The sequence below is a fragment of the Teichococcus aerofrigidensis genome, assembly GCF_054073225.1.
Genome location: NZ_JBSXMU010000150.1, coordinates 1 through 6855 on the forward strand (window position 1 = coordinate 1; position 6855 = coordinate 6855).

Sequence of the window (6855 nt, forward strand, 5' to 3'; positions counted from 1 at the left end):
GCTCCGCCTTCGCCGATCTGGCGCTGGGCGGCGCCGCCGATGCGCGCGGGAGCGTCGAGCGGGCGATGCGCCTCTTCGCCGGAGCCTCGGCCGGCTTCGCCGCCGAGCCGGGCTGCCGCTGGCTCGACCTGCCGGAAGGCGCGCCCATGCCGCCGGTCCCGCGCTGGACCGCCAGCGGCAGCATGGGCTGGGCCGAGGCCGGGGCGCGCGGCCTGCTGCGCACCGGGCCGCTGCACTTCCGCCCCGGACAGTCGGACCTGCTGCATTTCGAGCTGTGGCACGGCGACCGCCCGCTGCTCACCGATGCGGGAACCGGCGCCTACAACCCGCCCCCCGGCCAGGAATGGTGGCTCGACCACTTCCCCTCCGCCCGCGCCCATAACAGCATCCTGTTCGACGGGCAGGAGCCGATGCCGCGCGCCGGCCGCTTCCTCTACGCCCATTGGCCCTGGCTGCGGCCGCTGCCGGACGGCGCCCTGTCACGCGACCGGCGCGGCCGGCGCCATGCCCGGCGTGTCGCCGTCATGGGGCGGGAATGGCGCATCATCGACGAGGTGGGGGGACGGTTCCGCAGCCTGACGCTGCGCTGGCGGCTGGGGCCCGGCGCGTGGCGGCTGATGCCCGAGGGCGTGACCGGCCCCGCGCTGCTGCGCGTCACCGCCGATGCCCCGCTCCACTTCGTGGAGGAGGAGGGCTGGGAAAGCCCGGCCTATGGGGTGGTGCGCCCCTGCCGGGTCCTGGCGGTGCATGCCGCGGCGCCGGTCTCGCGCATCGTCACGCGGGTGACGTTGTGAGCCATCGCACGGGCAGGGTTGTGAGCCATCGCACGGGCAGGGTTGTGGGCCATCGCACTGGCAGGGTTATGAGCCGCGATGCCGCTTGACCAGCTCCTGCGTGGCATCGGCCGGCTGTGGCGCTGGCTCGCCCTGGCCATGCTGCTGACCATCGCGGCGGGCGTCGCGACGATCCTGGCCTGGCCCCGCGCCTATGTGGCCGAGGCGGTGGTGGCGCCGGCGGAGACCACCGGCATCGCCACCTCCAGCCTGATCTCGGCCAATGCGCTGGCGCCCGGCAGCCTGCTCGACACCCGGCCGGGCGGCAATTTCGCCGTCTACCTCGCCGCGCTGCGCAGTCCCGAGGCCGCCGCCATGCTGGCGCGCGACACTGGCCTGCTGGCCGATCTGGCGGCGGCGCGGGAGGGCGGCGCGCTCGCCCCGCTGCGCCAGGCGCTCGGCCTCGACCGGCCGCCGGACGCGGATGACGCGTTGCGCTGGCTGGAGCGGGGCCTGTCCGTCACCCAGTCGCTCGCCTCCGTCACCTGGACGCTGGAACTCGCCCACCCCCGGCGCGAGGCGGCGCTGGAGGCGCTGGCGCGGCTGCACGACTTCGCCGAGGCGCGGGTGCGCGAGGACCTGCTCGCCCTGGCCCGCCGCCGGGTCGCGGCGCTGGAGTCGCGGCTGGCGGAGGAGCGTGACATCTATCTCCGCACGCCGCTCTTCGAGCTCCTGGCGCAGCACCAGCGCGCCGCCCTGGTGCTGGCGGCGGATCGCTCGGTGGCGGCGCGGCTGGTCTCCGGCCCGCTGGTCGAGCTGCGCCCCTCGCAGCCGAACCGGCCGCTGCTGCTGCTGCTGCTGCTGCTGACCGCCCCGATGGCCTGGCTCTTCCTCGGCGCCTGCCTGGTGCTGCTGCGCGGCGGCCCGGCGGAGCGCCGGATGGGGCCCCGGAGGGAGGCACGGCGCGGCTGGCGGCCGGACCCGGCGGAGTGACGCCGCCCCGCATCGACAGCGCCGCGCTCGGCAGCCTTGCCGGGGCGGCGGCGGCGGCGCTGCATTTCGCCGGGGCGCTGAAGGGCACGCCGCTGGCGGCCGCCCTGCCGCTCGACCTGACGCTGCTCGCCGCCGCGCTGCTGCTGCCGGCGCTCGCCCTGCTGCTGCTGACGCGGCGCTGGCGGCTGCATCCCCTGCTCGGGCCGCCGCTGGCGGCGGTCGGGATGCTCTGGCTCTGGCTGGTGCTGGCCGGGCTGTGGAGCGCCAGCGGCGCCGTCCTGGCGGCGAAGCTGCCGGACATCGTGCTGGTCGGGCCGGTGATGCTGCTGGCCGGCCTGGCGGTGGGGGCGGACGCGCCGGCGCGCCGCCTCTTCACCGGGGCGACGCTGATGATCGGCCCCCTGGTGGCCGCCTCGGTCGCCTTCGGACTGGCCACCGGGCAGGTGGTGCTGGGCGGCGTGGCCGGCGCCAATCCCGACCTGCTGCGGGTGCAGTACCAGCTGGCCGGCCAGGCCATCGCCTGCGCCGCCGGCCTCGGCGCGGTGCGGCTGGTCGAGTCGCCGGGCTGGGGCGGGCGGCTGTTCTGGGCCGGCTTCACCCTGGCGCTGGCCGGGGCGGCGCTGCTGCCGGGGGGGCGCATGGCGCTGCTCTCGCTCGGCCTCTCCGTGCTGTTGACCCCCGCGCTGCGCTGCTGGTCCGCCGGCCGCGCCCGCGCCGCCCTGGCCTGGACCGCGGCCGCCGGGCTGGCCGGCGCGCTCGGCCTCGCCGGCCTGCTGCTGGACGGCGCGGCGATGGAAGGGCTGCGCACGCTGGAGCGCTTCACCGAGGGCGGCATGGAGGCCTCGGCCCGCCCCGCCCTGTGGCGCGCGGCGCTGGACTGGGGCGGGGCGACGCTGCCGCTCGGCCTCGGCACCGGCGGCTTCACCATCGCCGCCGGGCATGGCGAGCGGCGGGGCCTCTACCCGCACAACCATGCGCTGGAGGCGCTGGCCGAGGGCGGCCTGCCGGGGCTGCTGCTCTGGCTGCTCTGCTTCGGCGGCGCCGGGCTGCTGCTGCTGGTGCGCAGCCGCCACGCCGCGCCGCAGCGTGTCGCCCGCGTCACCGCGCTGGTGCTGCCGGTGGCGATGGCGGCGATGGTCTCGACCGATCTCGGCAACCGGATGGTCTGGTTCGCCCTCGGCCTCACGCTTTCCCTCGGGATGGTGGCACGACGTGTATGAAGCCTGGATCAAGCGCCCGGTCGACCTGCTGGCGGCGGCGCTGCTGCTGCTGCTGCTCTCGCCCTTCCTGCTCGGCACCGCGCTGGCGGTGCGGCTGGCGCTCGGCCGGCCGGTGCTGTTCCGGCAGGAGCGGGCCGGGCGCGGCGGCCGGCCCTTTACCCTGCTGAAGTTCCGCAGCATGCGCGAGGGCCCGGGCGAGGACGCCGAACGCCTGACCTCCTTCGGCCGCCGGCTGCGCGCCACGGCGCTGGACGAGCTGCCGCAACTGGTCAACGTGCTGCGCGGCGAGATGAGCCTGGTCGGGCCGCGCCCGCTGCCGCCGGCCTATACGCCGCTCTATTCCGCGCGGCAGCGCCTGCGCCTGGGAGTGCGGCCGGGCCTGGCCGGAGCGGCGCAGGCGGCCGGGCGCAACGCCGTGCCCTGGCCGGAGCGGCTCGAGCGCGATGCGCGCTATGCCGCCCGGGTGACCGCCCTGGGCGATCTGCGCGCCCTGCTCGGCACGCTGGGCGTGCTGCTGCGTGGCCGCGGCGTGACCGCGCCGGGCCATGCCAGCATGCCGCGGTTCGAAACGGTGGCCGAGGCGGAAGCGAAACAAAGGTTACAAACCTCAGGTTGATTATCCATTGCTGAATCTCACAGGATTTGATTGGTTAGGGTTGCGTTCACAAAAGGGTGAGCCTGCCCCCCATGGCCTCCGCCAAAGCCGCCAATGACAGCACGGATGCCGCACCGGCGGGCCCCCCGGGCGTGCTCTTTTTCCCGCGCCGCACGGCCATGCTGGCGGCCCCGCGGGAGCGGCTGCTGCTGTCGCCGCCCAGTCTGGTGGGCGGCGAGCTGGCGGTGCTCAGCCGCACCCTGACGGATGGCTGGATCGCGCCCGCCGGCCCTGTGCCCGAGGCCTTCGAGCAGGCGGTGGCCGAGGCGGCGGGCTTCGCCCATGCCGCGGCCCTCGCCTCCGGCACCGCGGCGCTGCACCTCGGCTACCGCGTGCTCGGCGTCGAGCGCGGCGACGAGGTCTGGACCCAGAGCCTCACCTTCGTCGCCACCATCGCCCCGGCGGTGCAGATGGGCGCCCGGCCGCGCTTCCTCGATGTCTCGCCGGACAGCTGGACGATGGACCCCGAGGTGCTGGAGGAGCAGCTGATCCAGGCGGCGCGGCGCGGCCGGCTGCCGCGCGCCGTGGTGCCGGTCGATCTCTACGGCCAGCCCTGCGACCTCGATGCCATCCTGGCGATCTGCGGCCGCTGGGGCGTGCCGGTGCTCTGCGACAGCGCCGAGGCGCTGGGCGCGCGCTACCGCGACCGGCCGGTGGGCAAGGGCGCGGCGCTCGCCGCCTTCTCCTTCAACGGCAACAAGATCATCACCGCCGGCGGCGGCGGCGCCCTGGTCTCGGACCAGCCGGCGCTGATCGCCCGCGCCCGCCACCTCGCCGCCCAGGCCAAGGAGGCGACACCGCACTACCAGCACGAGACCACCGGCTATTCCTACGGCATGTCCTCGGTGCTGGCCTCGGTCGGGCTGGCGCAGATCGGCGCGCTGGAAGCGCGGGTGGCGGAGCGCCGCCAGGTCTTCGCCCGCTACGCCGGGGCGCTGGCGGACCTGCCGGGCGTCGGCTTCATGCCGGAGCCGGACTGGGCGCGCTCCAGCCGATGGCTCTCGGTCATGCTGATCGATCCGCTGCGCTCCGGCACCTCGCGCGAGGCGGTGCGGCGGGCGCTGGAGGCGGCGAACATCGAGAGCCGCCCGGTCTGGAAGCCGCTGCACATGCAGCCCGCCTTCCGCGGCGCGCGCTGCCACGGCGCCGGCGTCTCCGGCCGCCTCTTCGAGCGCGGCCTCTGCCTGCCGAGCGGCGCGATGACCGCCGCCGAGCAGGACCGTGTCATCGCCGTCATCCGCGGCTGCTTCCGGACCTGAGCCGATGCGAATTCTCTACCTGCACCAGCACTATTCCTCGCCGGCCGGCGCCACGGCCACGCGCAGCCACGCCATGGCCCGGGCGCTGCAGGCGCGCGGCCACGCGGTGACGATCGCCTGCGGCCGCTATGCCGGCGCCGAGACCGGCCTCGAGGGCGCCTTCCGCCATGGCCGGCGGGAGGGCGAGGTGAAGGGGCTGCGGCTGGTCGAGTACGACATTCCCTGCGGCAACGCGCAGGGGCTCGGCGCCCGCGGCGGCGCCTTCCTGCGCTATGCCGCCGAGGCCGGCCGGCTCGCCCTGGCCGGGCGGTGGGACCTGGTGATCGCCAGCTCGACACCGCTCACCGTGACCCTGCCGGCGCTGCTGGCGCGGCGGCTGCGCGGCACGCCCTTCGTCTACGAGATGCGCGACCCCTGGCCGGAGCTGCCCCGCGCCCTCGGCGGCGTGCCCGGCTGGGCCCTGGCCGGGATGGAGCACCTGGCGAATGCCGCCTGCCGGCAGGCGGCCGCCGTGGTGGCGCTGAGCGAGGGCATGGCGGAGACGGCGCGCGCCCGCGGCACGCCGCCGGATCGGCTGCACGTGGTGCCGAACGGCTGCGACCTCGACCTGTTCGGCCCGCATGTCCCCGCCTGGCGGCCGGACGAGGCGGCGCCCTGGGAGATGCTGGCGGTCTACGCCGGGGCGCATGGCCGCGCCAACGGGCTGGAGCAGCTGCTGGAGGCGGCGGCGATCCTGCGCGCCCGGGGGGAGCTGCGCATCCGCCTGCTGCTGGTCGGGGACGGATCGGAGAAGGCGCGGCTGCAGGAGGAGGTGATGAACCGGGGGCTGTACAATGTCAGCTTCCTGCCGCCGCTGCCCAAGCGGCAGCTGGCCAGCCTGCTTGCCGGCTGCCAGGTCGGGTTGCACTGCCTGGCGCCGGTGCCGGAATTCGCCGAGCTGACCGCGCCGAACAAGCTGATGGACTATCTGGCCGCCGGCCTGCCCGTCGTCTCCAACCTGCCCGGCCGCGCCGCGCGCCTGCTGGCCGACGGGCCCTGCGGCATCGCCATGCCGCCGGGCGAGGCCGGCGGCCTGGCCGATGCCCTGCTCTGGATGGTGACCAATCCCGGGCTGCGCGGGCAGATGGGGCGGGCGGCGCGCTCCCAGGCGGTCTGGCGATGGGACCGGCGCCTGCTGGCGGCGCGCTTCGTCGAGGCGGTGGAGGGCGCGGTGCGGGCGGAGCCGGCCGGCGCGCTGGTGCCGGCATGAACGGGCCCGCTGCCACCTCCCTGGCCGGGATGGCCGAGATCCACCTGGTCGCCGCCGCGCGGCCCAACCTGCCGAAGCTGGCGGCGCTCTGGCACGCCCTGGCTGCCCGCCCGGCCTTCTGCCGCCCGGTCCTGCTGCACACTGGCCAGCACCGGGACGCGGCGATGTTCGGCGCGCATCTGGCCGATCTCGGGCTGCCCGAGCCGGAGATCGACCTGGGTGTCGCGGCCGGGGGTGGCCATGCCGGAACCACCGGCCGCACCCTGATGGCCTGCGCCGCCCTGTGGGAATCGCGCCGGCCGGCCCTGGTGGTGGTGGCCGGCGATGTCGACGGCACGCTGGCCGCCGCGCTGGCCGCCCGCAAGCTGGGCATCCCCGTCGCGCATCTCGAGGCCGGGCTGCGCTGCGGCGACCGCGACATGCCGGAGGAGATCAACCGCCGCGCCGTCGATGCCGTCAGTGACCTGCTCTGGGCGCCCGATCACGCCACGGCGGAGCGCCTGCTCGCCGAGGGCCACGCGCCGGGCGCGGTGCGGGCGGTCGGCAACGCGATGATCGACACGCTGCTCGCACGCCTGCCCGCCGCCCGCGCGCGGCCCCTGCCGGGCGGACTGGCGCCGGGATTCTACGGCGTCGTCACCCTGCACCGCCCGGCCAATGTGGACGATCCGGCGGCGCTGGCGGCGCTGCTGGCGGCGCTGGGCGC

At 76.2% G+C, this 6855-nt stretch carries 7 protein-coding genes; all 7 read left to right on the forward strand.

Annotation, left to right across the window (positions count from 1 at the left end; all coding sequences use genetic code 11):
* On the forward strand, nt 1-794 hold a 794-nt coding region (locus tag ACVMLK_RS18940; protein ID WP_457487287.1), incomplete at its 5' end, for a heparinase II/III domain-containing protein.
* A gap of 78 nt (nt 795-872) precedes the next feature.
* Nucleotides 873-1766 carry a hypothetical protein gene (locus ACVMLK_RS18945; RefSeq protein ID WP_198367089.1) on the forward strand — a complete coding sequence of 298 codons (894 nt, stop codon included), beginning with the start codon at nt 873-875 and terminating at the stop codon, nt 1764-1766.
* Complete coding sequence (locus ACVMLK_RS18950) at nt 1763-2986, forward strand: O-antigen ligase family protein (protein ID WP_457487288.1); 1224 nt, start codon at nt 1763-1765, stop codon at nt 2984-2986. The genes ACVMLK_RS18945 and ACVMLK_RS18950 overlap by 4 nt, the downstream gene beginning before the upstream one ends.
* Nucleotides 2979-3602, forward strand: a complete 624-nt coding sequence (locus ACVMLK_RS18955; RefSeq protein WP_422922299.1) for a sugar transferase — start codon at nt 2979-2981, stop codon at nt 3600-3602. The genes ACVMLK_RS18950 and ACVMLK_RS18955 overlap by 8 nt, the downstream gene beginning before the upstream one ends.
* Nucleotides 3603-3673: 71 nt before the next feature.
* On the forward strand, nt 3674-4900 hold the full coding sequence (locus tag ACVMLK_RS18960) for a DegT/DnrJ/EryC1/StrS family aminotransferase (RefSeq protein WP_232477213.1): 1227 nt from the start codon (nt 3674-3676) through the stop codon (nt 4898-4900).
* 4 nt (nt 4901-4904) lie between these two features.
* On the forward strand, nt 4905-6149 hold the full coding sequence (locus ACVMLK_RS18965) for a glycosyltransferase family 4 protein (RefSeq protein ID WP_457487289.1): 1245 nt from the start codon (nt 4905-4907) through the stop codon (nt 6147-6149).
* The coding region (locus ACVMLK_RS18970; protein ID WP_457487290.1) for a UDP-N-acetylglucosamine 2-epimerase at nt 6146-6855 on the forward strand (710 nt) is incomplete at its 3' end. The genes ACVMLK_RS18965 and ACVMLK_RS18970, both read left to right, overlap by 4 nt.

Coding starts and splice junctions, on each gene's coding strand:
- ACVMLK_RS18945 (WP_198367089.1), top strand. CDS start 873: ATGCCGCTTGACCAGCTCCTGCGTGGCATCGGCCGGCTGTGGCGCTGG.
- ACVMLK_RS18960 (WP_232477213.1), top strand. CDS start 3,674: ATGGCCTCCGCCAAAGCCGCCAATGACAGCACGGATGCCGCACCGGCG.
- ACVMLK_RS18965 (WP_457487289.1), top strand. CDS start 4,905: ATGCGAATTCTCTACCTGCACCAGCACTATTCCTCGCCGGCCGGCGCC.